General features: G+C 51.2%; 25 protein-coding genes. 13 read left to right on the forward strand and 12 right to left on the reverse strand.

Annotation, left to right across the window (positions count from 1 at the left end):
• Positions 1 to 195: 195 nt before the first annotated feature.
• From FDX11_RS03185 to serB, 3 genes are all read right to left on the reverse strand, one after another.
• Positions 196 to 2,181, reverse strand: coding sequence for a ligand-gated channel protein (locus FDX11_RS03185; protein WP_137397477.1), 1,986 nt, complete (start codon positions 2,179 to 2,181; stop codon positions 196 to 198).
• Positions 2,182 to 2,520: 339 nt separating this feature from the next.
• The gene (locus FDX11_RS03190) at positions 2,521 to 3,843 is read right to left on the reverse strand and encodes an MFS transporter (RefSeq protein WP_137397478.1); all 1,323 of its coding nucleotides are present in this window, start codon (positions 3,841 to 3,843) and stop codon (positions 2,521 to 2,523) included.
• 30 nt (positions 3,844 to 3,873) lie between these two features.
• Entirely contained in the window at positions 3,874 to 4,761 is an 888-nt protein-coding gene (serB, locus tag FDX11_RS03195; RefSeq protein WP_061382071.1) for a phosphoserine phosphatase SerB, read from the reverse strand.
• 214 nt (positions 4,762 to 4,975) lie between these two features.
• Between serB and FDX11_RS03200 the strand changes: the two genes are divergently transcribed.
• Both FDX11_RS03200 and FDX11_RS03205 read left to right on the forward strand, forming a co-directional pair.
• The gene (locus FDX11_RS03200) at positions 4,976 to 6,358 is read left to right on the forward strand and encodes an L-serine ammonia-lyase (protein ID WP_137397479.1); all 1,383 of its coding nucleotides are present in this window, start codon (positions 4,976 to 4,978) and stop codon (positions 6,356 to 6,358) included.
• Positions 6,336 to 6,725 (forward strand): helix-turn-helix domain-containing protein, encoded by a 390-nt coding sequence (locus FDX11_RS03205; RefSeq protein ID WP_061382069.1) that lies wholly within the window; start codon positions 6,336 to 6,338, stop codon positions 6,723 to 6,725. Before FDX11_RS03200 ends, FDX11_RS03205 begins: the two co-directional genes overlap by 23 nt.
• On the opposite strand, the gene fghA is transcribed toward FDX11_RS03205, so the two are convergent.
• A complete protein-coding gene (gene fghA / locus FDX11_RS03210) occupies positions 6,726 to 7,562 on the reverse strand; it encodes an S-formylglutathione hydrolase (RefSeq protein WP_042307313.1) in 837 nt (278 codons plus the stop codon).
• A 321-nt stretch (positions 7,563 to 7,883) separates the two neighbouring features.
• On the opposite strand from fghA, the gene folE reads away from it, so the two are divergent.
• The 6 genes from folE (at position 7,884) to mglC (ending at position 14,802) form a co-directional block, all read left to right on the forward strand.
• Positions 7,884 to 8,552: a GTP cyclohydrolase I FolE gene (gene folE / locus FDX11_RS03215; RefSeq protein ID WP_003027410.1), complete on the forward strand. Its 669-nt coding sequence runs from the start codon at positions 7,884 to 7,886 to the stop codon at positions 8,550 to 8,552.
• A 14-nt stretch (positions 8,553 to 8,566) separates the two neighbouring features.
• A complete protein-coding gene (gene yeiB / locus FDX11_RS03220) occupies positions 8,567 to 9,724 on the forward strand; it encodes a DUF418 domain-containing protein YeiB (RefSeq protein WP_137397480.1) in 1,158 nt (385 codons plus the stop codon).
• Positions 9,725 to 9,868: 144 nt separating this feature from the next.
• Positions 9,869 to 10,894, forward strand: a complete 1,026-nt coding sequence (gene galS / locus FDX11_RS03225; protein WP_038641992.1) for an HTH-type transcriptional regulator GalS — start codon at positions 9,869 to 9,871, stop codon at positions 10,892 to 10,894.
• A 292-nt stretch (positions 10,895 to 11,186) separates the two neighbouring features.
• Positions 11,187 to 12,185, forward strand: coding sequence for a galactose/glucose ABC transporter substrate-binding protein MglB (gene mglB, locus FDX11_RS03230; protein ID WP_006683804.1), 999 nt, complete (start codon positions 11,187 to 11,189; stop codon positions 12,183 to 12,185).
• A gap of 70 nt (positions 12,186 to 12,255) precedes the next feature.
• Positions 12,256 to 13,776: a galactose/methyl galactoside ABC transporter ATP-binding protein MglA gene (mglA, locus tag FDX11_RS03235; RefSeq protein ID WP_005129207.1), complete on the forward strand. Its 1,521-nt coding sequence runs from the start codon at positions 12,256 to 12,258 to the stop codon at positions 13,774 to 13,776.
• Positions 13,777 to 13,791: 15 nt separating this feature from the next.
• Complete coding sequence (gene mglC, locus FDX11_RS03240) at positions 13,792 to 14,802, forward strand: galactose/methyl galactoside ABC transporter permease MglC (protein ID WP_005129205.1); 1,011 nt, start codon at positions 13,792 to 13,794, stop codon at positions 14,800 to 14,802.
• 56 nt (positions 14,803 to 14,858) lie between these two features.
• Here the strand turns inward: mglC and preA are convergent, their stop codons facing one another.
• From preA to FDX11_RS03280, 8 genes are all read right to left on the reverse strand, one after another.
• Positions 14,859 to 16,094, reverse strand: a complete 1,236-nt coding sequence (gene preA / locus FDX11_RS03245) for an NAD-dependent dihydropyrimidine dehydrogenase subunit PreA (protein WP_042307320.1) — start codon at positions 16,092 to 16,094, stop codon at positions 14,859 to 14,861.
• The gene (locus tag FDX11_RS03250) at positions 16,088 to 17,329 is read right to left on the reverse strand and encodes an NAD(P)-dependent oxidoreductase (RefSeq protein WP_137397481.1); all 1,242 of its coding nucleotides are present in this window, start codon (positions 17,327 to 17,329) and stop codon (positions 16,088 to 16,090) included. Before FDX11_RS03250 ends, preA begins: the two co-directional genes overlap by 7 nt.
• Before the next feature lie 233 nt (positions 17,330 to 17,562).
• On the reverse strand, positions 17,563 to 17,802 hold the full coding sequence (locus FDX11_RS03255; protein WP_061382065.1) for a DUF2542 family protein: 240 nt from the start codon (positions 17,800 to 17,802) through the stop codon (positions 17,563 to 17,565).
• Between the two features lie 2 nt (positions 17,803 to 17,804).
• Positions 17,805 to 18,524 carry an outer membrane permeability protein SanA gene (sanA, locus tag FDX11_RS03260; protein ID WP_038641981.1) on the reverse strand — a complete coding sequence of 240 codons (720 nt, stop codon included), beginning with the start codon at positions 18,522 to 18,524 and terminating at the stop codon, positions 17,805 to 17,807.
• A gap of 135 nt (positions 18,525 to 18,659) precedes the next feature.
• A complete protein-coding gene (gene cdd / locus FDX11_RS03265) occupies positions 18,660 to 19,544 on the reverse strand; it encodes a cytidine deaminase (RefSeq protein WP_137397482.1) in 885 nt (294 codons plus the stop codon).
• A gap of 148 nt (positions 19,545 to 19,692) precedes the next feature.
• Positions 19,693 to 20,388 (reverse strand): CidB/LrgB family autolysis modulator, encoded by a 696-nt coding sequence (locus tag FDX11_RS03270; protein WP_137397483.1) that lies wholly within the window; start codon positions 20,386 to 20,388, stop codon positions 19,693 to 19,695.
• A complete protein-coding gene (locus tag FDX11_RS03275; RefSeq protein WP_038641975.1) occupies positions 20,385 to 20,783 on the reverse strand; it encodes a CidA/LrgA family protein in 399 nt (132 codons plus the stop codon). Before FDX11_RS03275 ends, FDX11_RS03270 begins: the two co-directional genes overlap by 4 nt.
• 121 nt (positions 20,784 to 20,904) lie before the next feature.
• Positions 20,905 to 21,813, reverse strand: coding sequence for a LysR substrate-binding domain-containing protein (locus FDX11_RS03280; protein WP_042307328.1), 909 nt, complete (start codon positions 21,811 to 21,813; stop codon positions 20,905 to 20,907).
• Between the two features lie 126 nt (positions 21,814 to 21,939).
• On the opposite strand from FDX11_RS03280, the gene FDX11_RS03285 reads away from it, so the two are divergent.
• The 5 genes from FDX11_RS03285 to FDX11_RS03305 are packed head-to-tail and all read left to right on the forward strand — an operon-like array spanning position 21,940 to position 26,925.
• The gene (locus FDX11_RS03285) at positions 21,940 to 23,298 is read left to right on the forward strand and encodes an aromatic acid/H+ symport family MFS transporter (protein WP_079223452.1); all 1,359 of its coding nucleotides are present in this window, start codon (positions 21,940 to 21,942) and stop codon (positions 23,296 to 23,298) included.
• 11 nt (positions 23,299 to 23,309) lie between these two features.
• Positions 23,310 to 24,347, forward strand: coding sequence for a gentisate 1,2-dioxygenase (gene gtdA / locus FDX11_RS03290; RefSeq protein ID WP_137397484.1), 1,038 nt, complete (start codon positions 23,310 to 23,312; stop codon positions 24,345 to 24,347).
• A gap of 15 nt (positions 24,348 to 24,362) precedes the next feature.
• Positions 24,363 to 25,064 (forward strand): fumarylacetoacetate hydrolase family protein, encoded by a 702-nt coding sequence (locus FDX11_RS03295; protein ID WP_042307334.1) that lies wholly within the window; start codon positions 24,363 to 24,365, stop codon positions 25,062 to 25,064.
• An 8-nt stretch (positions 25,065 to 25,072) separates the two neighbouring features.
• Positions 25,073 to 25,717, forward strand: coding sequence for a maleylacetoacetate isomerase (gene maiA, locus FDX11_RS03300; protein WP_137360893.1), 645 nt, complete (start codon positions 25,073 to 25,075; stop codon positions 25,715 to 25,717).
• Positions 25,718 to 25,731: 14 nt separating this feature from the next.
• Positions 25,732 to 26,925, forward strand: a complete 1,194-nt coding sequence (locus tag FDX11_RS03305; protein WP_061382060.1) for a 3-hydroxybenzoate 6-monooxygenase — start codon at positions 25,732 to 25,734, stop codon at positions 26,923 to 26,925.
• Positions 26,926 to 26,947 lie beyond the last annotated feature (22 nt).

Genomic DNA, 26,947 nt, shown 5'->3' on the forward strand with positions numbered 1-26,947 from the left:
TTTTCCCGCCGGGAGCCTGGGATGCAAGGGAGGCGGCGGTGAGCCTCCCTTGCACGTTCACGGGTATCTGTGATTCAGAGAAGTGATACCGCTGAGGTGAACGGAACCCCGTAGCGGAATAAAATGTTCTCCATACATGCTTAACTAACAGGCATTAGGCATTCACCTTGCCGGGGTTTTTTTATTGCGCCAGACTTAGAAGCTGTAAGTCATGCCAACCGTGTAACGACGACCATCGAGAACGGTGTCGTAGGTATCATAATCGATTTGCTTATCCAGCACGTTGTATACGCCAGCGGTCATCAACAGGTCCCTGGTAGCATAGTAACGTAAACCGACATCGACCTGCGTATAGGATGGCGTTCCCTGTGCCATAGAGGTACGGCTCAGGTACTCAGACGTTTTCCCGCGCAGATTCAGACGGCTCCAGAAACCAAGATCCTGCGTGGCCTGCCAGTCCAGGGTGGTGTTAAACATATGCTTTGGCATTTTGTTTAATGGCTGGCCGGAGAACTGTCCGCTCTTCTGTTCAGATTCCGTGTAGGTGTAGTTCGCCGTCCAGTTGACGTCGGAGGTGATTTTCCAACCGAAGGTGGATTCTACGCCGCGCATATTGGCTTTATCGACGTTCACGCGATCGCTGACGAAATCATAATGGATGCCACCGATGGTGCAGGCCGGGTCAGAACTGCTGTTACAGCGGCGTACTTCGGTAATTTTGTTTTTGAAGTCGGTATTGAACAGGGTCACGCCCGCGTTGAGATCGTTGCCGTTATCCCACAGTAAACCGATCTCTTCGCTCAGGCTTTTCTCGGGCTTCAGATCCGGGTTGCCAACAATGATCCCGTTCAGACGACCGCCGCCGGTGACCTGTCCCCAACTGGCAGAAGACTGACGCAGATCCGGAGCGCGATAGCCCGCAGATACGCCACCTTTTAACGTCCACTGATCGCTCAGATGCCAGACACCGTAACCGCGCGGTGTCCAGTTGTCACCGTAGTTTTCATCTTTATCCATACGCAGACCGCCGGTCAGCGCGAAGGTATCGGTAATAGCCCATTCGTCTTCAGCAAACAGCGCCCAGCTCCAGCGGGTCAGTTTGTTCAGTCCATCAGCAGCTTGCAACTGGTTGCCATTATCGCGCAGTTTCTCATAACGGTACTGTCCACCCACTGTCAGGGTGTGCGTCCCGAGGAAAATCTGGTTCTGATTGTTAAAGATGGTGTTGTAGGACTTCATCTGGCGACCAGGGTTGTCGGTCTCTTCCTGCTGGACATAGCTGGTGGAGTTGAAGTCGTCGTAATAGCCGCTATGGGTGAGTGAATATGTGGTGTGCACATACTTGCTTTCGCTTTTACTGTTGGGCTTACAGCTTCCGTTGCGGCAGTTTTCTTGTGCCTTGGATTTGCCCGGCGTACTGTCACGATCCTGCAGTTCACGTGCGTAATCGAAGTCGATGTCGTTTTTATCATCCGGCGTGAAGTTCAGGGTTAAACCCCCGTTACGCATACGCTGTTCATTGTAGCCATTGAGGATTTCATCTTCGGCACGATGAGAGAATAATCCGGTCACCTTCGCGCCGAGTAACCCGTCAATCAGCGGCCCGGACGCATAGGCATTGGTCTGGTAAATATCACCGGAATCTCTGTCTTCCTGGAAAGTGGCATCGCCGTGTAAGGATCCGGTCCAGGCTTTGGTATTCGACACTTTTTTGGTGATGACGTTGATAACGCCACCCATCGCATCGGAGCCGTAAAGCGATGACATTGGGCCACGGATGACTTCGATGCGTTCAATAGATTCCAGCGGCGGCAACCAGCCTTGTTCAATACCTGAGTTATCGCTGTTAGGTCGTGTGCCGCGTGTGCTGATGCGTTTACCATTGACCAGGAACAGCGTGTATTGCGAAGCCATACCGCGAATACTGATATCGCTGCTGCTACCGCCACCGGTGACAACGACGCCAGGGACATCTTTTAGCGCATCGGTGACATCGCGATAGGCTTTATCTTCAATCTGCTGCTTGGTAATAACAGATATCGACGCGGGGGCGTCCTGAATTTTCTGCTCGAAGCCGGTAGCGGTGACGACGACGGTGTCCTGTTCAGCGGCATGGCCGAGTGATGGGAGACTGGCGACGCATACTGCGGCAGCTACAGCCTTAACGTGAGGTATAGTCATTTGTATCATTCCATTTAAATGAATCAAACTGCGCGTCATGTGAAAGGCCATGACAATTGTATGTGTTTGTCTTTTAAGGACTCTTTTCAGTAAAGAAGCGGTGGAATTGTACAAAAGTGAGAATTTTTGTAAACACAAATGATAATAGAAATCATTTGTGTTTGATGTTGGTTCGATGGGAATTGTTTTAAATCAATAAGATAGGTTAAAAAGAAAAATGGAGAAAAAGTGAAGAAAGCGAGAAGAATGAAGAGGGGAAATGTTTTTGATGCTTAAGAATGGCTTACGTTTTTGACTTAAGGACAGCGGCTATAACCCCGCTGTCCTGTTATGGCTGGCTTATAGCCGATGGAATTTGGCGAGTAAGGCCAGTGACAGGGTGGTTAACAGGATGGCGATCACGGCATACAGATAAACACCAGACCACTCCCAGTTGTTCTTCACTAATATCACCGGTACGCCTGCTAATGCCGCGCCGACATAGCTAAATAATCCCCGGAAGCCGGTTATCGATCCCGCTGCGTCTTTATGAGTAACATCCAGACAACCTACGGCAAAAAGCATATGCGGGCCGTACAGGGCGAACCCCATGATGGTGAAAAGTATGGCCGTAATGGTATATGAAGTATCCTGTACCACTGGGATTAAGATAATACACACGCACAGCATTAAGGCGAATATTAGTCCTGTCATCCAGCGATTACTTTTAAACATAAAGTCCGATAAGTAACCCGCCAGTAGTCCTCCGGCAAGTCCGCCTGCTTCAAACCACGAGATAATAGAGTTGGCCTTAATCAGGCTCCAGCCATGTACCTGCGAATAGTAAATTTGCGGCCAGTCGTTGAGAATGGTGCGGGCAATATAAACAGACATATCGCCAATGATAATAATCCACACCAGCGGGTTAATCAGGATATATTTAACGAAAATCTGCCAAAAGGAGAGGTTGACCGGACTGGCCTTAACCTGGGCAAGTTCTGTCGGATCCTTGCGCCATTCGCCAACGTTAGGCAAACCTAAGGTCCCGGGACGGTCTTTAATCGTAAAGAGCGCAATGATCCCCATCAGCAGGGAGATCGCGCCCGGTACATAAAAACCCATTTTCCAACTGCCACTACAGACAATCGCAAAACTGGTCAACAGTGGGGCGAGACTGCCGCCGATATTATGCGCAGCTTCGACGACCGCCCACCAACGCCCTCGTTCATTTTTGGAAAACCAGGATGCCATGATCTTTGCCATTGGCGGAAAACTGGTGCCCTGGAGAATGGCGTTGAGGCTGTACAATACATAAAACGCGGCAACGCTGTCGGAAAAACCAAACAGAATATTGACGATCCCAACGCCAATGAGCACCGGGCCGGTCATGGCTTTCGGATTGATTTTATCAACCAGCATGCCGCCAACAAACTTCATTGACCCATACAGGATGTAAAACAGTGAAGACATGATGGCAAAATCTTCTGCGGTCAGAGCGGTATCAGACAACATTGCCGGCATGGCCGCTGAGAAGTTTTTACGCGTTAAATAAAAGACAGCGTAAGAGATAAAAACCGAGGTAATGATCTCTATCCTGAATTTTTTGTAAGTATGGTCAATCTCTTGTTTTTCTTTTACAACCGGCTTATCAGCCTGGCTGAATATAAACGATTTCAAGCTCATATGAGTTTCCCTTCAGGCAGTGCTCGTGGGTTATAATCCATCTTCGATGAAGAACAAAAGCGACTCGAATCCGTGAAAATTAATTTGATTTGTTATTAACTCTCTGACCGCCGGTTTAGCTTTCCATGCAATACCCGTGCCTGCATATGTCAGCATGGGAATATCGTTAGCGCCATCACCGCAGGCGATAATATTATGCTGCGGTATCTGCAACGTTTCGGCGAGTCGCTCCAATGTTTTCTGTTTATTATCTGCATTCATGATGGGCGCAGCGATATTATCTGTCAGTTTACCGTCCCTGATTTCAACGGTATTAGAAAAAACATAATCCAGTTGATATTTTTCCTGTAATCTGCGAGTAAAAATGTCTAAACCACCAGAAATAATCGCCGTTTTAAATCCTTTCTGTTTGAGAATTGGCAAAATAGTGGTAATGCCGGGAGAAGCGGTCATTTGATCGCATACGGCATTAATCACATCGATATGGGTTCCTTTTAACATCCCGATGCGCCGGGTAAAGCTGCTATTGAAATCCAGCTTTCCTTCCATCGCCTGCTTAGTCAGTTCTGCTATCTGTGCTGAGATGCCCAGCACATGCGAAATTTCATCGACACCTTCTTCTTCGATAAATGTCGAGTCCATGTCGAATGCAATAATTCCTTTTGCTGGAATGATTTGTGGTTTAATGAAAAAATCAAACCGCTGAGTGTATGACGTGATCCGCAGTTTTTTATGTATTTCATTTGTGAATGATTTATCTGGTATTGATAATTTAAAATATGATTTATTGATGTGTGTTATATGTAATTGTTCCAGTGTGCACTGATTTTGTTTTGTGTCGCGATTTATAAACGTTTCATGTAACCATACCTGCAGTTTTTCAGGTTCTTTTGCGCTAATAAAATAAATAATTGCCATAAAATCACTCCTGTAAGCTGGAGTTATTGTAAGAGATGGTCGCGACGAGTGAATCCTGCTTTATCACAGATGTGAATGTTAAAAAAAGATAAAATAGTATTGTTTTTTATACCAGCAAATATACAAAATCTGAAAAGTATCGTTTTTGATATATCACTCACGGTCTGTTTCTACTGGCGGCATATTCTATTGTGACCAACAGGATGAGGCTAAAATGGAAAGCTGTGTTGATATTTTTAAAGTCGCTATTGGACCTTCGAGTTCAAGAACGGTAGGGCCAATGCGTGCTGCGTTTAACTTTATTTCTCAATTAAAGCAGCAGGAGATTTTGCCGCTGACGCGAAAAATTGAGGTTGAGCTATATGGTGCGCTCTCGTTAAGTCGCAAGTGCCATAACGTTGATATAGCGCTTTACCTGGGCTTGTTGGGTAACCAGCCGGATGATGTTGATTTACGTCAGCAAATGGAGGCCATTAAACGTGCTGAACAAAACGGTATTTTGCTGCTCTCTCCTTCAGTTGCCGTGACGGTGACGATTCTGGCTAATCAGCAACCGCATGCCGGTCATCCCTATGCGATGACGTTTCGCGCCCGGGATGATTATTTTACGTTGTATGAAGAAACATGGTTTTCAACCGGCGCCGGACAGGTTCGTAAACCCGGCGCGTCGACGCCCGAGACAACGACGCAAGAAAACGTATCTCCTTTTGCTTTTCAACATGCGGTGCAACTGCATGACCTGTGCCAGCGCAATGGCTTATCTGTTGCGGCGTTAATGATGAAAAATGAGTTACAGGTGCATTCCCAGGCGGCGTTGCATGACTATTTTGAGCACGTTTGGGTGATTATGCAGCAGGCCGTCCATCGCGGTCTGCATACTGAGGGGTTGTTGCCGGGGCCGTATCAGGTGCCGCGCAGGGCCTGCGCGCTGCATAAAACATTGGCAATGAGACCCTCTGCTAACGACTTTCTCACCAACCTCAACTGGGTCAATGCCTTTGCGATTGCCGTCAGTGAGGAGAATGCCGCCGGTGGGCGGGTGGTGACCGCGCCGACCAATGGCGCGAGCGGTATCATCCCGGCGGTCCTTAGTTGGTACGATAAGTTTGTCTGTGAACTGGATAATGCCTCGGTTACCCGCTTTTTTCTAACCGCTGGCGCCATCGCGTTACTGTTCAAACAAAATGCATCTATTTTAGGTTCTGAGGTCGGGTGTCAGGGGGAGATCGGCGTGGCAAGTTCGATGGCGGCAGCCGGATTAGCAGAACTGATGGGGGCCTCAGTCGGTCAGGTGCTGAGCGCTGCAGAAATCGCCATGGAACACCATTTAGGTCTGACCTGCGATCCGGTCGGCGGGCAGGTACAAATTCCTTGTGTCGAACGCAACGCGATTTCGTCAGTAAAAGCGATTAACGCCGCAACGATGGCGATAAGCCGCATCAGTGAGCCATGCGTTTCGCTCGATGAGGTGATTGCAGCCATGTATGAAACGGGTAAAGACATGAGCGCGAAATACCGTGAAACGTATCATGGCTGCCTGGGAAAAATTCAGCCCAGAAAAAGGGGAGGGTGGCATGAAATATCACACCATGAATAATGATGAAATCATCTTGTCATTATGCGCGCGTATTCGGGAAACGCGGATTACTCTGGCGCTGACCCAGCAGCAGTTTGCCGACAGCGCTCAGGTGGGGATTGCCACCATTAAACGTATTGAGAAAGGTGGGGGATTGAATCTCGATACGCTTATTTCCCTGCTGCGGGCGCTGAATAAACTGCATCATCTGGATGCAATCTTATTCGAGTCTGAAGTACGGAATTTTAGTGAAGGACATGAGGGAAGTGAGAGTACGTCGCGATTACAGGTACGCCAACAGGCAGCCGATTTAAATCGCAAAGCGTCCGCGCCGCAGTCAGAAGAGATAAGCTACAGCGCGGCAATAGAAAACACTCTGTATTGGTGATCACTTCAGCAAATACTGAGCATGGAAGCGCAGGTGATCCTCAATAAACGACGCAATAAAGTAATAGCTGTGATCGTAACCCGGCTGGATGCGTAACGTCATTGGCCATGCGGTCTGACGTGCCGTTTCGGCCAGTACCGCGGGCTGTAGCTGATCGGCAAGAAACTGATCGCTGTCTCCTTGATCGATAAGCGTCGGAATCGCATCTTCGGGCCTGCTGGCCAACATTAACGCGCAGCTATCCCACTCGGTCCACTGCGATTTATCTTCACCCAGATAAGCGCTAAAAGCCTTCTCGCCCCACGGAACGCGGCAAGGATTAACGATGGGGGCAAAAGCGGAGATGCTGGTGTATTTCCCCGGATTTTTCAGCGCCATAATCAACGCCCCGTGGCCACCCATGGAATGTCCGCTGATGGCGCAACGATCGCTGACGTTAAACTGCGACTGAATCAGGGCCGGAAGCTCATCACGCAGATAGTCATACATGCGAAAATGAGTTGCCCACGGCTGCTGGGTGGCATTGAGGTAAAATCCAGCACCCTGACCCAAATCGTAGCCATCATCGTTGGCAACGTGATCGCCGCGCGGACTGGTATCTGGCATCACCAGCACAATACCCAGCTCAGCCGCGACACGTTGCGCGCCCGCTTTGGTGGTAAAGTTTTCGTCATTGCAGGTCAGGCCCGACAACCAGTACAGTACCGGAGGCGGGGTATTCTCACGAGGTGGGGGAAGAAAGATGCTGAAGGTCATAGCGCAATTTAACGTGGCGGAGTTGTGACGCCAGCGTTGCTGCCAGCCTTCAAAACAGCGGTGCTCTTCAAGCATTTCCATGCGTGGCTCCTTGTTGTGTTGAACCTGAATATGTTTGCGAATTCATCATAATACAGATTATTCATTGCACTGTGAGTAACTTTCACTTCCGCATTGGGCAAACATACTTCATCATCTATATAACTTTACATTAACACTCAACATCGCCGGGCTGAACGCTACGTGAATTTGATACGCTGAAAGGCTGTGCCAATTTCAATAATTATCGCGGTGAATACTGGATTATGTGCGCCGCCTCACGCACAATGTTCTGGCTGTGACACAGCCTAAAAACTTTGCCCCATGCAGGGCAGAGGCGCCACACCTGCAGGAGAAAAAGAAATGTCATCACTCAGTAAAGAAGCGGCTTTGGTTCATGAAGCGCTGGTCGCGCGTGGTCTCGAAACACCACTACGCCCGCCCGTGCAGGAGATGGATAACGAAACGCGCAAACGTCTTATCTCAGGCCATATGACCGAGATTATGCAATTGCTCAATCTCGATTTGAGCGATGACAGTTTGATGGAAACTCCGCATCGCATTGCGAAAATGTATGTCGATGAGATTTTCTCCGGTCTCGATTACGCCAACTTCCCGAAAATCACCGTCATTGAAAACAAAATGAAGGTGGACGAGATGGTTACGGTCCGCGATATCACGCTGACCAGCACCTGCGAGCATCACTTTGTCACTATCGATGGTAAAGCGACGGTGGCGTATATCCCGAAAGATTCAGTCATTGGCCTGTCGAAGATCAACCGCATTGTACAGTTCTTCGCGCAGCGTCCGCAGGTGCAGGAGCGTCTGACTCAGCAAATTCTCACCGCGCTGCAAACGCTGCTCGGGACGAATAATGTCGCGGTGTCGATTGATGCGGTGCATTACTGCGTGAAAGCGCGCGGCATTCGTGATGCGACCAGTGCGACCACCACCACTTCTCTGGGCGGATTGTTTAAGTCCAGCCAGAACACGCGTCAGGAATTCCTACGCGCAGTACGTCATCACAACTGATTAAGGCAGGGGCCATGGAGCGTAATGTCACGCTGGATTTTATTCGTGGCGTCGCCATTCTTGGCATCCTGCTTCTCAATATTAACGCCTTTGGTCTGCCAAAGGCGGCATACCTCAATCCCGCCTGGTATGGCAATATCACCTTAACCGACGCCTGGAGCTGGGCGGTGCTTGATCTCTTCGCCCAGGTCAAGTTTCTTACGCTGTTTGCATTGCTGTTTGGGGCAGGGCTGCAAATGCTGCTCCCGCGCGGCAAACGCTGGATCCAGTCGCGGCTAACGCTGCTGGTGCTGTTGGGGTTTATTCACGGGTTACTCTTCTGGGACGGCGATATTCTGTTGGCGTATGGCTTAATTGGTCTGATTTGCTGGCGGTTGATTCGCGATGCCCCTTCGGTAAAAAGCCTGTTTAACACCGGCGTCCTGCTTTATCTGGTGGGGATTGGCGTGCTGCTGCTGCTGGGCGTTATCTCCGGCGGGGAAACCAGTCGGGCCTGGACGCCGGATGCCTCAGCTTTGCTGTATGAAAAATACTGGAAAGTGAATGGCGGTCTGGAAGCGGTCAGCAATCGTGTAGATATGATGTCCAATAGCTTGTTGGCACTGGGCGCGCAGTACGGCTGGCAACTGGCTGGGATGATGCTGCTTGGCGCAGCATTAATGCGCAGCGGCTGGCTGAAAGGACAGTACAGTTTGCAGCATTATCGACGTACCGGCGTACTGTTGGTCATTGTTGGGATGGCGATTAACCTGCCTGCTATTATCATTCAGTGGCATCTGGACTGGGCCTACCGCTGGTGTGCTTTCCTGTTACAAGCTCCGCGCGAGCTGGGCGCGCCGTTGCAGACTATCGGCTACGCCGCCCTGATGTTTGGCTTCTGGCCGCAGTTGAGCCGCTTAAAGTGGGTGATTGCCATCGCCTGCGTGGGGCGTATGGCGTTAACCAACTATCTGTTGCAAACCTTAATTTGCACCATTCTGTTTTATCAATTCGGCTTGTTTATGAAATTTGATCGGCTGGAGCTGCTCTGTTTTGTCATTCCTGTCTGGGCCGTTAATCTTCTTTTCTCCGTCATTTGGCTGCGTTTTTACCGGCAGGGCCCGGTTGAGTGGCTATGGCGTCAATTAACCCTGCGTGCTTCAGGGACATCATTACCACGTACATCCAGATAACGATCTGGATCACATTCATTAACAAAATGGATGTAAGCGCTTTCATTCCTGTGACATCACTCACGCAGTCCGTTTCATTGTGCTGACAAAATACCCAGCCTGGGGTGTCTGTGGCTAACCGCAATCTAAAACAGGGCAGTGAATATGGTAACCATCCGTGATGTGGCACGACAGTCTGGCGTATCTGTAGCGACCGTTTCCCGCGTACTGAACAACAGTGCGCTGGTGAGTCCGGACACGCGTGAAGCGGTGATGAAAGCAGTCACTCAGTTAGGCTATCGACCTAACGCCAATGCGCAGGCGCTGGCGACCCAGGTAAGTGACACCATTGGTGTGGTGGTGATGGATGTGTCAGATGCGTTTTTTGGCGCGCTGGTTAAAGCCGTAGATATGGTTGCCCAGCAGCATCAGAAATATGTCCTGATTGGCAATAGCTATCATGAGGCTGAAAAAGAACGTCATGCTATCGAGGTTTTGATTCGCCAACGCTGTAACGCTCTGATTGTTCACTCTAAAGCGCTCAGCGATCGGGAACTGGCAGAGTTTATGGATCAGATCCCCGGCATGGTGCTGATCAATCGCCTTGTGCCGGGTTACGCCCACCGCTGCGTCTGCCTCGATAATATCAGCGGCGCCAAAATGGCGACCCGCATGCTGCTGAATAATGGTCATCAACGCATTGGTTACCTGGCATCAAGCCATCGTATTGAAGATGATGCGATGCGCAAAGAAGGGTGGTTATCGGCCCTGAAAGAACAAGGGATTGATGCGGCGGAAAGCTGGATCGGTACCGGTTCGCCCGATATGCAGGGCGGAGAGTCTGCGATGGTGGAGCTGCTGGGGCGCAACTTGCAACTGACGGCGGTCTTCGCCTACAACGACAACATGGCAGCTGGCGCACTGACTGCGTTAAAAGACAATGGCATCGCCATCCCATTACATCTTTCTATCATTGGCTTTGATGATATTCCCATTGCGCGTTACACCGATCCACAACTGACAACCGTGCGCTATCCCATCGCCTCAATGGCAAAAATGGCGACGGAGCTTGCGCTGCAAGGCGCGGCGGGCACGTTAGATCCTGCGGCGTCGCATTGCTTTATGCCGACGCTGGTGCGTCGTCATTCTGTGGCATTGCGGCAGAATGCGGCACCGATCACTAACTCATAAAGTTGAGCCATGTAACCGCTTTCAATATGTGAGTAAATTCACAGTATATTAACAATGCGATAGCTATGATGACACTGTTTGTTGCGCTGTAACTACTATGTAACGGTGAATAATCACTTTCATCGAGGTATTGGTGCCTTAAACAAAAATTAAAGCCAGTTTTTGGAGCGTTGCCAGGCACGGAAGAATTATTTTTAAAAGTGAGCTTCGGCGATCAGTAACACTTCAGTAACGTTCTGCCTGCCGAGCATTTATCTCAAGTACTACCCTGCATAATAAAACCGGAGATACCATGAATAAGAAGGTGTTGACCCTGTCTGCTGTAATGGCAAGCATGTTATTCGGCGCGGCTGCGCACGCTGCTGATACCCGCATTGGTGTGACGATTTATAAGTACGACGATAACTTTATGTCTGTGGTACGTAAGGCTATTGAAAAAGATGCCAAAGCGGCGCCTGACGTACAATTGCTGATGAATGACTCGCAGAACGACCAGTCCAAACAAAACGACCAGATCGACGTATTGCTGGCAAAAGGCGTTAAAGCACTGGCGATTAACCTGGTTGACCCGGCAGCTGCAGGAACGGTAATTGAAAAAGCACGCGGTCAGAACGTGCCGATCGTGTTCTTCAACAAGGAACCTTCTCGTAAAGCGCTGGACAGCTATGACAAAGCGTATTACGTCGGTACTGACTCTAAAGAGTCTGGCATTATTCAGGGTGATTTGATTGCAAAACACTGGGCTGCTAACCCGAACTGGGATCTGAATAAAGACGGTAAAATTCAGTTTGTTCTGCTGAAAGGCGAACCGGGACACCCGGATGCTGAAGCACGTACCACTTACGTGATCAAAGAGCTGAACGACAAGGGCATTAAAACTGAGCAACTGCAGTTGGATACCGCGATGTGGGATACCGCTCAGGCGAAAGATAAGATGGATGCGTGGATGTCCGGTCCGAACGCTAACAAAATTGAAGTGGTTATCGCCAACAACGATGCGATGGCGATGGGCGCAGTTGAAGCACTGAAAGCGCACAACAAAACCAGCGTACCGGTATTTGGCGTGGATGCGCTGCCTGAAGCGCTGGCCCTGGTGAAATCCGGTGCCATGGCCGGTACCGTGCTGAACGATGCCAACAACCAGGCGAAAGCGACTTTCGATTTGGCGAAAAACCTGGCTGATGGCAAAGGCGCGGCAGACGGCACTAACTGGAAAATTGACAACAAAATTGTTCGCGTTCCGTACGTCGGTGTCGACAAAGATAATCTGGCTGAGTTCACTAATAAATAAATCTCCGTCTGTGGGCGCAATGTCATTGCGCCCTTAATAATGCGCTTTGCAAGGCCAACAAGGTATATTTATGGTCAGCACACATACTCAGTCGTCAGGCGAATACTTGTTGGAAATGACCGGCATCAACAAGTCTTTTCCCGGCGTTAAGGCTCTTGATAATGTTAATTTAAAAGTCCGCCCACATTCGATTCACGCCTTAATGGGCGAGAATGGCGCGGGGAAATCCACATTATTGAAATGTCTTTTCGGTATCTATCAAAAAGATTCCGGTAGTATTTTATTTCAGGGTAAAGAAATCGATTTTCATTCGGCGAAAGAGGCGCTTGAAAATGGTATTTCGATGGTACACCAGGAATTAAACCTGGTATTACAACGTTCCGTGATGGACAACATGTGGTTGGGGCGCTATCCCACTAAAGGTATGTTTGTCGATCAGGAAAAAATGTACCGTGATACCAAAGCGATATTTGATGAGCTGGATATTGATATCGATCCGCGGGCGCGCGTCGGTACATTATCCGTTTCACAAATGCAGATGATCGAAATTGCCAAAGCCTTCTCCTATGATGCCAAAATTGTCATTATGGATGAGCCGACTTCATCGTTAACCGAGAAAGAAGTTAATCATCTGTTCACCATTATTCGTAAGCTGAAAGAGCGTGGATGCGGTATCGTTTATATTTCTCACAAAATGGAAGAAATCTTCCAACTGTGTGATGAAATTACCGTACTGCGCGACGGGCAGTGGATCGCAACCCAGCCGCTGGAAGGGCTGGATATGGACAAGATCATCGCCATGATGGTTGGACGTTCGCTGAACCAACGTTTTCCTGATAAAGAAAACAAACCTGGTGAAGTGATTCTGCAAGTGCGTAACCTGACCTCGCTGCGTCAACCGTCGATTCGTGATGTCTCGTTTGATTTGCACAAAGGGGAAATCCTCGGGATTGCCGGTCTGGTAGGCGCAAAACGCACTGATATCGTTGAAACGCTTTTTGGTATTCGTGAGAAATCATCGGGTACGATTACGTTACACGGCAAAAAAATTAATAACCACAGCGCCAATGAAGCCATCAACCATGGCTTTGCACTGGTCACGGAAGAGCGCCGCTCAACAGGTATTTATGCGTATCTGGACATTGGTTTTAACTCGTTAATCTCCAATATCCAAAACTATAAAAATAAAGTCGGCCTGCTGGATAATTCCCGCATGAAGAGCGATACCCAGTGGGTGATTGACTCCATGAGGGTGAAAACGCCGGGCCATCGTACACAAATCGGTTCACTTTCCGGGGGGAATCAGCAAAAGGTGGTTATTGGCCGCTGGCTATTAACACAGCCAGAAATCCTGATGCTGGATGAACCTACCCGTGGTATCGATGTCGGCGCAAAATTTGAAATTTATCAGTTGATTGCCGAACTCGCGAAAAAAGATAAGGGGATTATTATTATTTCCTCTGAAATGCCGGAGCTGCTGGGTATTACCGATCGTATTCTGGTAATGAGCAATGGTCTCGTTGCCGGAATTGTTGACACTAAAACGACAACGCAAAACGAAATCCTCCGTCTTGCGTCTTTGCACCTTTAAGATTAGGGGCTCCTCATGAGTGCGTTAAATAAGAAAAGTTTTCTTACTTACCTGAAAGAAGGCGGAATTTACGTTGTTCTTTTGGTTTTGCTGGCAATTATTATTTTCCAGGATCCCACTTTCTTAAGTTTACTCAACCTGAGTAATATTCTGACGCAGTCCTCAGTGCGTATTATTATCGCATTGGGTGTTGCGGGACTGATTGTTACGCAAGGGACAGACCTGTCGGCAGGGCGTCAGGTTGGCCTGGCGGCAGTGGTGGCGGCAACCTTACTGCAGTCGATGGAGAACGCCAACAAGGTATTCCCGGAAATGGCGACGATGCCGATCATCGTGGTTGTGCTGATTGTCTGCGTGATTGGCGCCGTTATCGGTCTGGTGAACGGTATCATCATCGCGTATCTGAACGTGACGCCGTTTATTACCACGTTGGGTACGATGATCATCGTCTACGGGATCAACTCCCTGTACTATGATTTTGTCGGCGCATCGCCAATTTCTGGCTTTGACAGCGGATTCTCTACCTTTGCGCAGGGCTTTATCGCGCTGGGCAGCTTCCGACTCTCTTATATCACCTTCTATGCGCTGATTGCCGTGGCCTTTGTGTGGGTGCTGTGGAACAAGACCCGCTTCGGTAAAAACATTTTTGCTATCGGCGGTAACCCAGAGGCGGCGAAAGTGTCTGGCGTGAACGTCGCGCTGAACCTGTTGATTATCTATGCGTTGTCTGGTGTGTTCTATGCCTTCGGTGGTTTGCTGGAAGCAGGACGTATCGGCTCGGCGACCAACAACCTCGGTTTTATGTATGAGCTGGATGCGATTGCGGCGTGCGTGGTTGGCGGCGTCTCGTTTAGCGGTGGGGTAGGGACCGTCTTCGGCGTGGTGACCGGTGTGATTATCTTTACCGTCATCAACTACGGGCTGACTTACATCGGCGTTAACCCATACTGGCAGTACATTATTAAGGGCGGCATCATCATCTTCGCGGTGGCGCTGGACTCACTGAAGTACGCGCGTAAGAAGTAACGATAAAACACCAAAAAGCCGGTGCAGCGCAATCTGCACCGGCTTTTTTGTCAGCGTTATAATGTTAACGCGTGCTCTTTCTCTCCGGATTTAAATTTTACTTCACCCAGGTCGATACAGGCGACCGGGCAAACGTGGCCGCACAGCAAGCATCCCACACATTTTTCCGTGTCACAGTGTGGGGTGCGGGTTTGCTCATTCCATTCCATCGCCTGATGCCCACCGTCATAGCAGGAGATGTAGCAGCGACCACAGCCCACGCATTTATCGAGATGGATGTTCGGATAGACGATGTAGCTACGGTCAAGATCTTCTGCGGGGATGATATTGGCATTGGCAAGGCCCACCATCTCCTCCAGTGAGTCAAACCCTTGATCGGCGAGGTAATGCGACAGCCCGCTGGTCATGTCCTCCACAATCCGATAACCATACTGCATGATCCCGGTGGTCACCTGCAGCGTGGCCGCGCCTAACAGTAAAAACTCAGCGGCATCCTCCCAGGTTTCAATTCCCCCGATGCCGCTAATTGGGAAATCGCGCAGTTCAGGGTGCATGCGCAGTTGCTGAATAAATCGCAGGGCGATAGGTTTAACGGCCTTGCCGGAGTAGCCGGAAATACTGGATTTACCGTTGACGACGGGCATCCCAATTTTCCGGTTCAGATCGATATTGGTGATGGATTTAACCGTATTGATGGTCGCGATACCGTCGGCACCTCCGCGTTTTGCCGCCAGCGCCACCTCGCACATATCACCAATATTTGGCGTCATTTTAGCCAGCATTGGCAGGGTAGAGCCGCGTTTAACCGCCCGACAGTATTTTTCAACCAGCTCAGGGCTTTGCCCCACATCGCTGCCCATGGCATGTGAGGTCATTTGCGGGCACGAGAAGTTACACTCGATCATATCTGCACCCGCTTCTTCAACCAGACGGGCCAGCTCCTGCCATTGCTGCTCATTTTCTCCCATGATCGACGCAATCAGGACCTTGTCCGGGTAGTCCTGCTTCAGTCGGCGGATCGCGGCCAGATTCTCCTCCAGCGGATGCTCGGCAATTTGCTCCATATTTTTGAAGCCAACAAAGCCGGTATCTTCTTTGGTCAGATGGTCAAAACGTGGGGAGACTTCATTCGCAATAAAGAAACCGATGGTTTTAAAAACAATCCCGCCCCAGCCGGTATCATAGGCTTTGGCGCACATGTCATAGCAGTTGCCCACCGGAGAAGAAGAGAGGCAGAACGGGTTGGGGAATTTGACGCCGCAAAAAGTAATAGAAAGATCTTTCGTTAACATGAGCAAGCTCCCTCTAAGTAGTGATGAATGGCCTGAGCGGCTTCTTTTCCGGTTTTCACGGCGTAAACCACCGTTTTATCGCCTTTTACAATATCGCCCGCGGCAAACAAAGCGGGATCGGCGGTTTGATAATTATCCGTATCGATAAGATTGCGCTGTGGTTTTAACGCGGCGAAATTTTCAAGCTGAGCATGCTGGCCGACGGCGAGAATAATATGTTCGGCTTCAAGCGTCAGTTCTCCCGGCAAGCGTACGTGTTTAAAAGTAACCCGATTTCCGCTAACCGCCGCAGGCGTGAAACCGTCAATAATCGATACCCCTAACGCTTGTGTGCTGCTGAACTCTTTATTGCTGGCAGGGAAATCGGACAGTTCTTCACGCGCGACACAGGTAACTGACGGACAGCCCAGCAGTTTCAACGTGCTGGCGACATCCATCGCGACATCGCCGCCGCCGATGATCAATGCGCTTTGCGCGACGGTAATATCGCCGCTGGTTTGCCGGGCTCGTTGCAGAAAATCGACGGCAATTTCAACGTGATTGGCCTTCTCAAACAGCGGTAACGTTGAACCGTAAGACATCCCTACGGTAACCAGTACGGCGCGGTATTCTGTTTTGAGTTGCTCAACGGAAAGGGCATCGCCGACTTCACAATTGCATTTGATGGTTACGCCCATCTCAACGATACGAGCAATTTCGTTATCTAAAACAGCATGTGGCAGACGAAACTCTGGAATGCCATAGCGCAACCAGCCACCAGGTTGGGCCTGCTTTTCATAGATAGTGACGTCATAGCCCAAATTGCTCAGCGTTACGCTGGCTTGTAATCCGGCCGGGCCTGCGCCAATGATGGCGATCTTGCCCTGTGTTTTTGTGGCGGGCTGATAAATTTTCATTGCGGTCTGCTGCTCAAAGTCGGTAATAAAGCGTTGCAGACGTGCAATATCAATCGGCTTATCAATGCCTGAGCGTGTACACCCGCGTTGGCACAACTTTTCGGTTGGGCATACCCGGGCGCATACTGCCCCAAGTGCATTATTTTCACGAATAGTTTCGGCTGCACCCTTAAAATTACGAAAATAAATGGAGCGAATAAATTTTCCCGGGTCAGTTTGCGCCGGACAATCCTGGCTACAGGGGGCGTCGTGACATAATAAACAGCGGGAAGCCTCTTTTATGGCTAATAATGGAGTAAAAGCAGGCGTGAGCTCATCCAGATAATTTTGTTGTGGCATATTTTCTTCCTTAATGCGTGAGTAAATTAAGGCAAACCGTTAATAACAAAATATAAAAATCGAAAGGCTATTCTTAAGGCTAAGCACTGCAGGAAGAGTATTCTGTGAAAGGATTCACAAATAGAAGAGTGATGGCGGGAAATGCTGACGGGCAGCATTAATCCCTTACTTTGAAATGGTAACCGTTATCATAATATTAGCTATTCTCAAACACTAATATAAAGATAATATCTTTATCGATAAAAAATTAAGTAAATAACCATACCGAAGGATAAACATCCGCATCCGGCATAAACCAACACATAGGACCAAAATTGCAGGGGTTCTTGATTGCGATAAGCGTATACCGGTTCGCGTGCATTTTTCTTAATTTTATCTACGGCCCCGGTGCGCCAACCTTTCCAGGCCTCACGGAAACAAAACACAGGAATGAGCAGAAAGGCCAACACGACGAAGAGGGTTTGTACATCCATGCTTATTTTCCTTGTTTCTTTTGCAATTCGAGTAATTGTTCAGGCGTAACCGCTGGATACCCCTGCGCATCGTCGGGTACCTGATGCATGGTAGGGATGGGCACCAGTGGGCCTAAAAAACGGGGTTCACGTTTAAAAATATAGAGATCGGCGAGTGCGCCAAAACGCGCGCCGAATTCGCGTACCCGCACGGTAAGCATATCTTTTGGTGAAGGTACCGCATAGCACTGGGCCTGAATGCCCATATGCAGCGCAATAAACAAGGCGCGTTCACAGTGGAATCGCTGAGTAATAATGATGAAATCGTTGGTATCGAATACCTTACGGGTACGCACGATGGAGTCGAGTGTACGGAACCCGGCGTAATCAAGCACAATGTCAGCCGGATCGACGCCTGCGGCAATCAGATCCTTACGCATCGTCATGGGTTCGTTATAGCTTTGCTGCGCGTTGTCGCCGCTCAGCAGCAGATAGTTAACCTTGCCGCTGTTATAGGCGTTCAATGCGCCCTGAATACGGTAGCGGTAATACTGGTTGATAACGCCGGTTCGATAGTATTTTGCCGTACCCAAGACCACACCGACCTGGCGGTAGGGTAAATCCTGTAATTCGTCGTAGATATAGGGGGCAGTCTTCCAGCTCATCCATCTGTCGAGTCCAAGCACAGTCAACAGCAGCAGGCCTGACAGGACTAACAGGCTGTAAAACACGCGCTTTAACATGCAGAAAACTCGTTATTTGGGTGGAATTTCAATCAGGCTACTGTACCGGAAGACGTAGCGCAAGAAACAGCAGTCTGATTGAGGGGATTTTAGTCACTGTAACCCGGTTAGCGCAGCGCCACCGGGCTTTATGATTTAACTGAGCAGCACGCGCTCAATCTTGTTGCAGCCCAGCGCGTTCAGGGTGGCGGAGGTCGCATCCCACTGGATCAACGGCGCATCGGCTTTTTCAGCCAGCACCGCGCGCTGAATGTCCGGATAGTCGTAACCGTTCAGACTCAACAGGTTTAACGCGCCTTGCAGCGGCGGGAGGGTGGGGTTAAAGGCGGCGTTTTCAGCATAGCTACCACTAAAAATGCGCCCGTCTTTACACTCGAGCGCCACGCCGCTTGGCGATTTGCTGTATGGCATATGGCATCTGTTGGCGGCGGTAATTGCCGCCTGGGTCAGCGCGTCGCCCTGCAGCGCAAAGCCGTGATCCTGGTCGTCCATCAGTAACGTTTTGATGTCGAGATCTTTTGGCCCGAACGCGTCCGGGAGATAGTCGCGCAGTGCGTGTGGTTCGCGCCCCGGCAGATGAATGCGTAAATCCAACCCGCTGTTCAGTTCATTCATAAACTGGCGGCAGTGGCCGCAAGGGGTGTAGTTAACGGTGATGGCGGCGAGGCCTTTTTCACCGCGCAGCCAGGCGTGGCTGATGGCACTTTGCTCGGCATGAACGGTTTGCTGCATTGTTGCGCCCAGGAACTCCATGTTGCCACCGAAGTACCAGGTGCCGCTAATGCCGCGAGAGATCGCGCCCACGTTGAAGTTGGAAAGCGGGGTACGTGCGCAGGCCGCAGCCAGCGGCAGCAGAGCGAATGCCAGCGCGTCTTCGTCCAGTCCCGATTCGCGTTTCAGCAAAGAGACCTGCTCAGCAGTCAGCATGGCGGGGAAATGCGTATCCGCCAGAACAGGGGCCAGGGCTGATTGCAAGTTATCCGCGAGTTGGGCAAAAGCAGTTTGAAAACGTGGATGCATGGCGATGCCTCATAACAATGTAATGGAATCGTAGTTTACGGGCCTGTTACGGCTTTATATGTGATCCAAATCTCATTGTGTGTGCAACTTATGAAACTTAAATGAAAAATGTGCAACGCATCGCAAATAAATAACCAAAAAGTGAAGGTTAGCCGACCACTGCCAGAATAACCGGGAACAGGAACGGGGCGACCAACGAGGTGATAATGCCGCAAATGACCAGCGCCAGAGAGCTAAACGCCCCTTCCTGATAATCCAGTTCTGCGCAACGCGCGGTTCCCAGGGCGTGCGAAGCGGTACCCATTGCCAGTCCTCGCGCGGCCTTCGTGCGAATGCGCATTGTATTCAGTAAAGTATGACCAAATACTGCCCCGAGAATGCCGACGAAAATGACGCACACCGCGCTGATGGCCGGAATGCCACCAATACTGCCTCCCACCGCCATAGCGATAGGTGTGGTGACCGATTTTGGCATGATTGACGCAGCAATTTCCGGTGAGGCGCCCATCAACAGGGCGATTGTTGTGCCGGTAACCATCGCCACGACGCTCCCGGCAAAGCAGATAGCGATTATCGATTTCCAGCGCGCGCGAATTTGGTGCAGCTGTTCGTATAACGGATAGGCCAGTGCGACCACGGCAGGTTGCAGTAAATCGTTCAGCACCTCGCTGCCTTTGAAATAGTGATCGTAGGGAATTCCGGTCAGCATCAGAATGGGAATAATCACCACCATCGCGACCAGCAGCGGATTCAGCAGCGGCATTTTAAAACGTGCTGCCAGCTTACGTGCGCCAAAGAACACCGCGAGAGTAAGGGGCAATGACCACCAGATATATGTCATCATTCTTTCGATCCTTTTTGGCCAACAATTTTGCGTTCACCGTGTACAAGATGCGAGCTCCAGCTCACCACGAGGAAAACAACCAGCGTACTGATGGTGCATGACACCACCACCGGGCCAAATTGTGCGCGGAGCAAATCAAAGTACTGCATGATCCCCACGCCAATCGGGACAAATAACAGGGCCATATAGCGAATCAGGACATAACAGCCGGGATTAACCCATTTTGCCGGTAATACCTGCAATGCCAGTAAGACAAACAGAATCAGCATGCCGATGATGCTGCCCGGAATCGTGATCGGCAGCAGCGAAGCGATAAAAATACCTGCATAGAGGCAGGCATAGATTAGGACGAATGCGCGCAAGTATTGCCAGATAATGTTCAGTGATTTGCTCATAATTGAAACCCTTGACGAGACTGATTCATCATACAATTAAACTTCAAAACGTGCTACCGATCACATCATGAATTCTAAGCATAGAGGAAATAGATATCTGGAACATTGCGCAAATGACCGCCTAAACCTGCGCCAGGTAATACAAAAAACGATTCAGGGCGGTGGTGGGCGTTTCATTGTTGCGCCAGAATACGCCTACGCTGCCTTTTTGTTCAATCTTCGGCAGATTCAGGATAGCCAACTGTCCCTGGGCGGCATAACGCTGTGCCAGACGCAGAGAAAGAATAGAAACCATGTCGCTACTTTGCAGCAGGTTGGTACTGACGTTTATCGACGCTGATTCAATGGTGTTTTCCGGCAGCATTACGCCATTATCGACCAGCGCGTTGTCAATGCTAATCCGAATGGGGGTGCCTGTCGGCCAGACAATCCAGCGCCAGTTAGCCAGATCGTTCCAGGTGAGCAGGGGATATTTAGCCAGCGGATGGTCGGGGCGGGCGACAAAACAGACCGGCTCGGTATAGAGCACCTGGTAATTGAGCGGTAGCTGAAGCGCCCGGCCGCCCACGCGACCAACAACGACATCCACTGAACCCGCCAGCAGATCGTGCAGTAACGGGGTCATCACTTTCTCTTCAATATTGAGATGTAAAGTGGGTAGCTCCGTAAGCAAACCCAGTATTGCTTGTGAAACGCAGTCGGTCGCCACCGGCGAGCAGCCAATCTTCAGGCTTCCCACCAGACCGCCTTGCTTGAAACGGGCAATTTCATACTGCGAACGCTCCATATCATTGATCAGGCGCTGAGCATGTTGCAGTAACAGCTTGCCACCTTCGGAAGGACGCAAGCCTTTGCTGTGACGTTCAAAGAGCGTGATGCCAATCTCATCTTCGAGCTGTGATAACCATTTGGACAATGCAGGCTGGGTGATATTCATCATCCGGGCGACGTGAGTCAAATTTCCCTGTTCCCCTAGCGCGACCAGCGTTTGCAAGTGGTGCAACTTTAGTTTCTGTGCCCAGTTAGCCATTTGCTATAACCTCCAGGTTATGCCTCTGCATGAAAAGCCATTGTACATTTCATCTCCAAACATACAAAGTCGCAACATACCTAAAACAAAACAGACATCTACTCTACCTGCACTGAGGCATTCACTATGACTCAACAACGTGATCTACAAGCACTGATCGATTCTGCCCCCGTCGGTAAGACGCAGTGGCGCGTGATTATTTGCTGTTTCCTGGTTGTCATGCTCGACGGTTTTGATACCGCGGCTATTGGTTTTATCGCACCCGATATACGCACTCACTGGCAATTGACTGCCGGAGATCTGGCGCCGCTTTTTGGCGCAGGACTGCTGGGGCTAACTGCTGGCGCGTTGCTCTGCGGCCCGTTGTCCGATCGCTTTGGCCGTAAACGGGTGATTGAGCTTTGCGTGGCGCTGTTTGGCGCGCTGAGTCTGATCTCGGCTTTTTCGCCCGATCTGCAAACGTTGGTTATTTTGCGTTTCCTTACCGGGTTAGGTCTGGGCGGCGCAATGCCTAATACCATCACTATGACGTCGGAATACCTGCCTGCCCGTCGACGTGGCGCATTGGTCACCATGATGTTCTGCGGCTTTACTCTCGGATCGGCTATGGGCGGCATCGTCAGTGCTCAACTGGTGCCGGTTATTGGTTGGCACGGCATTCTGGTGCTGGGAGGCGTTTTGCCGCTCATGCTGTTTGTCGCCCTGCTGTTTGCGTTACCGGAATCCCCGCGCTGGCAGGTTCGTCGCCAGCTACCGCAAAACGTGATTGCCAGAACTGTCAGCGCTATTACCCGGGAGCGTTATGACGATACCCATTTTTATCTCAACGAGAGTTCAGCGATTGCCAAAGGCAGTATCCGCCAGCTGTTCGTCGGGCGACAGTTGCCCATTACCCTGATGTTATGGGTGGTGTTCTTTATGAGCCTGCTGATTATTTATTTGCTCTCCAGTTGGATGCCAACGCTGCTTAACCATCGCGGAATCGACCTGCAACATGCCTCCTGGGTAACCGCGGCCTTCCAGATTGGCGGTACGTTAGGCGCGCTGGCGCTGGGCGTACTGATGGATAAATACAATCCTTTCCGCGTGCTGGCGGTGAGCTATGCACTGGGGGCGGTGTGTATCGTCATGATTGGCCTGAGCGAAAACGGTCTGTGGCTGATGGCGTTGGCGATTTTTGGCACCGGCATCGGGATTAGCGGTTCTCAGGTGGGTCTCAATGCTTTAACCGCTACCCTTTATCCGACGCAAAGCCGGGCGACGGGCGTCAGTTGGTCTAATGCCATTGGCCGCTGCGGCGCTATTGTCGGTTCGCTTTCCGGCGGCGTGATGATGGCGATGAATTTCTCATTCGATAACCTGTTTTTCATTATTGCCGTTCCGGCGGCCATCAGCGCGGTGATGCTTACGCTGCTGACGGTTGTTGTTCGCCAGTCGGCCTCTGTCCCTGACGCCTTGCCACGCGCAGGCATCGTGAATGAATAAGGAGAATCCCTATGTCTGAACTGAATCAGGATGTTAAGCACAGCCGTCAGCAGTTTTACCAGCATATTTCCGGGCAGAATCTGACCCCGCTGTGGGAGTCGCTGCATCGTCTGGTGCCGTCAACGCCGAACGCGCATTGCGCGCCTGCGTACTGGAACTATCAGGAGATCCGCCCGCTGCTGCTGGAAAGCGGCGATCTGATTGGCGCGAAAGAGGCGATTCGCCGCGTGCTGGTGCTGGAAAACCCAACGCTGCGCGGACAGTCATCAATCACGCCAACGCTGTATGCCGGGTTACAGCTGATTATGCCGGGCGAGGTTGCACCGAGCCACCGTCATAATCAGTCTGCGCTACGCTTTATTGTCGAAGGGAAAGGGGCATTTACCGCCGTCGATGGCGAGCGCACCCAGATGCATGAAGGCGATTTTATTCTGACGCCGCAATGGCGCTGGCACGATCACGGCAACCCAGGCAGCGAACCGGTAGTGTGGCTGGACGGTCTGGATCTGCCGCTGGTGAATCTGTTGGGCTGCGGCTTTGCGGAAGACTACCCGGAAGATCAGCAGCCGGTCACGCGCAAGGAAGGGGATTATTTACCGCGCTATGCGGCCAATATGCTGCCGCTGCGTCATCAAAAGGGTAATTCATCGCCCATTTTCAACTATCGCTACGATCGTAGCCGTGAAGCATTGCATGACCTGACCCGCCTGGGCGAGGCCGATGAGTGGGATGGTTACAAGATGCGCTACGTGAACCCGGTAACCGGCGGTTATCCCATGCCGTCAATGGGGACCTTCCTGCAATTGTTGCCGAAGGGCTTTTCTTCACGGATGGCGCGTACCACTGACAGCACTATCTACCATGTGGTGGAAGGAAGCGGGCGGGTCACCATCGGCAACGAAACCTTCAACTTTTCGCCAAAAGATATCTTCGTGGTACCGACCTGGCACGGTGTGTCGTTCCAGGCCAGCGAAGATACCGTTTTATTTAGTTTTTCGGACAGACCGGTTCAGGAAGCGCTGGGGTTGTTCCGTGAAGCACGTTATTAATTTGGGAGAGAGAAAATGACGCAATACGTATTCGAACCACAAGCGCCTGTTACCGTTCCGGTGGTTGGTAGTGATGAACAATTTCCCGTGCGCCGCGTTTACTGCGTGGGGCGCAACTATGCCGCACACGCGCGTGAAATGGGCTTTGACCCGGATCGCGAACCGCCGTTCTTCTTCTGTAAACCTGCCGACGCGGTGGTTCCGGTGGCGGCTGGTCAAACCCTTGAACTGCCGTACCCGTCGCAGACCGATAACTATCACTATGAGATAGAGCTGGTGGTGGCGATTGGTAAAAAGGGCAGCGATATACCGCTGGAAAAAGCGCACGAATATATCTGGGGCTATGCCACCGGTCTGGATATGACCCGTCGCGACAGGCAGATGGAGATGCGCCAGATGGGGCGTCCGTGGGAAATCGGCAAAGCGTTTGATCTCTCTGCGCCCATCGCGCCGCTGCATAAAGCCAGTGAAAGCGTAGATGTTAACAATGCGCCTATCTGGCTGCAGGTTAACGGCGACGATCATCAGCGGAGCGATATTCGCCACCTCATCTGGTCTGTGAATGAAACCATTAGCTATCTGTCCGGATTTTTCGAACTGCAGCCGGGCGATCTGATCTACACCGGTACGCCGGAAGGAGTGGGGGCGGTAGTGAAAGGCGATGTGATCACCGGCAACGTAGACGGTTTAACCCCCATCGCCGTGAAGATTGTCTGAGGTAGATGATGAAGCTGTACAGTTTCTTTAATAGCTCCGCGTCATATCGCGTGCGTATTGCGCTGGCGCTGAAGGGGCTCGATTACCAGACGGTGGGCGTCAACATTCGCATCGGTCAGCAGAACGAACTGGCCTATCGGCGGATGAATCCGCTGGGGCTGGTGCCGACGCTGGTGACCGACGACGGAGAATCGCTCGGACAGTCGCTGGCGATAACCGACTGGCTGGATGGCCACTTTCCGCAGTTGCCGCTGCTGCCTGCTGACTTCCCGATGCGCAGTCGGGTGCTGGAAATTGTCTATGCCATCGCCTGTGATATCCATCCAGTGAATAACATGCGGGTACTGCGCTACCTGAGCGACGAGTTAAAGATCAGTGAAGAGGATAAAAAACGCTGGTATGCGCACTGGATCCAGCAAGGGTTAAGCGCAGTGGAACAGATGCTGCGCCAGAGTCATTCGGGGGCGTTCTGTGTGGGTGATGCGCCGACGTTGGCGGATTGCTGCCTGATCCCGCAATGGGCGAACGCGCTACGTATGGGCTGCGATTTGAGCGCATATCCACGGTGCAAGGCGGTCTATGATGCCTGTACCCAGCTTCCGGCGTTTATCGCCGCCGCGCCCGAGAACCAACAAGACAAAATTCCAGCCTGATAAGGAGAACGACAATGGCTAAAGTGACACGCGCAATTATCGTGGGTGGTGGGATTGGCGGCGCGGCGACCGCGTTATCGCTGGCCCGTCAGGGAATCAAAGTGATGTTGCTGGAGAAAGCGCATGAGATTGGTGAAATTGGCGCGGGCATTCAGCTCGGACCAAACGCGTTCTCTGCGCTCGACAGCCTTGGTGTGGGAGAGGTTGCCCGCCAGCGCGCCGTTTTTACCGATCATATCACCATGATGGATGCGGTAAATGCGCAGGAAGTCGTGCGTATTGAAACCGGACAGGCGTTCCGCGATCACTTTGGCGGTCCTTATGCGGTTATCCATCGGGTGGATATTCATGCTTCTGTGTGGGAAGCGGCGCTGGTTCATCCCAACGTTGAGTATCGCACTTCAACTAACGTGGTTGATATTCGCCAAACCGAGGATGACGTGACGGTATTTGACGAGCATGGCAACAGCTGGACGGCGGATATTTTGGTCGGCTGTGATGGGGTGAAGTCGGTTGTCCGTCAGTCTCTGATTGGCGATGCGCCACGCGTGACCGGGCACGTGGTCTATCGCGCGGTGATTGATTGCGATGATATGCCGGAAGATTTGCGCATTAACGCGCCGGTGTTGTGGGCCGGACCGCACTGTCACCTGGTGCACTATCCGCTGCGCGGCGGCAAACAATACAATCTGGTGGTGACCTTTCATAGTCGTCAGCAGGAAGAGTGGGGCGTGAAGGATGGCAGTAAAGAGGAGGTACTTTCCTATTTTGCCGGTATTCATCCACGTCCACGGCAGATGCTGGATAAACCGACATCATGGCGGCGCTGGGCCACTGCTGACCGCGAGCCGGTAGAGAAATGGGGCACCGACCGCATTACGCTGGTGGGCGATGCCGCGCACCCGGTGGCGCAATATATGGCGCAGGGAGCCTGTATGGCGTTGGAGGATGCCGTCACGCTCGGTAAGGCGTTACAGCAGTGTGACGGCGATGCGGCTGATGCCTTTGCCCTGTATGAGTCGGTGCGCATTCCGCGTACGGCGCGGATTGTCTGGTCGACGCGCGAAATGGGCCGCGTTTATCACGCTGCGGGCGTCGAGCGCCAGGTGCGTAATCTGCTGTGGCAAGGCAAATCACAGGCGGAGTTTTATCGCGGTATGGAGTGGCTGTACGGCTGGAAAGAAGATAACTGTCTGTTGCCGCGCTGAGCCTCTTTAATCTCCCGAACGG

This window comes from Citrobacter sp. wls714 (assembly GCF_005281025.1).
Taxonomy (GTDB): Bacteria; Pseudomonadota; Gammaproteobacteria; order Enterobacterales; family Enterobacteriaceae; genus Citrobacter; species Citrobacter werkmanii.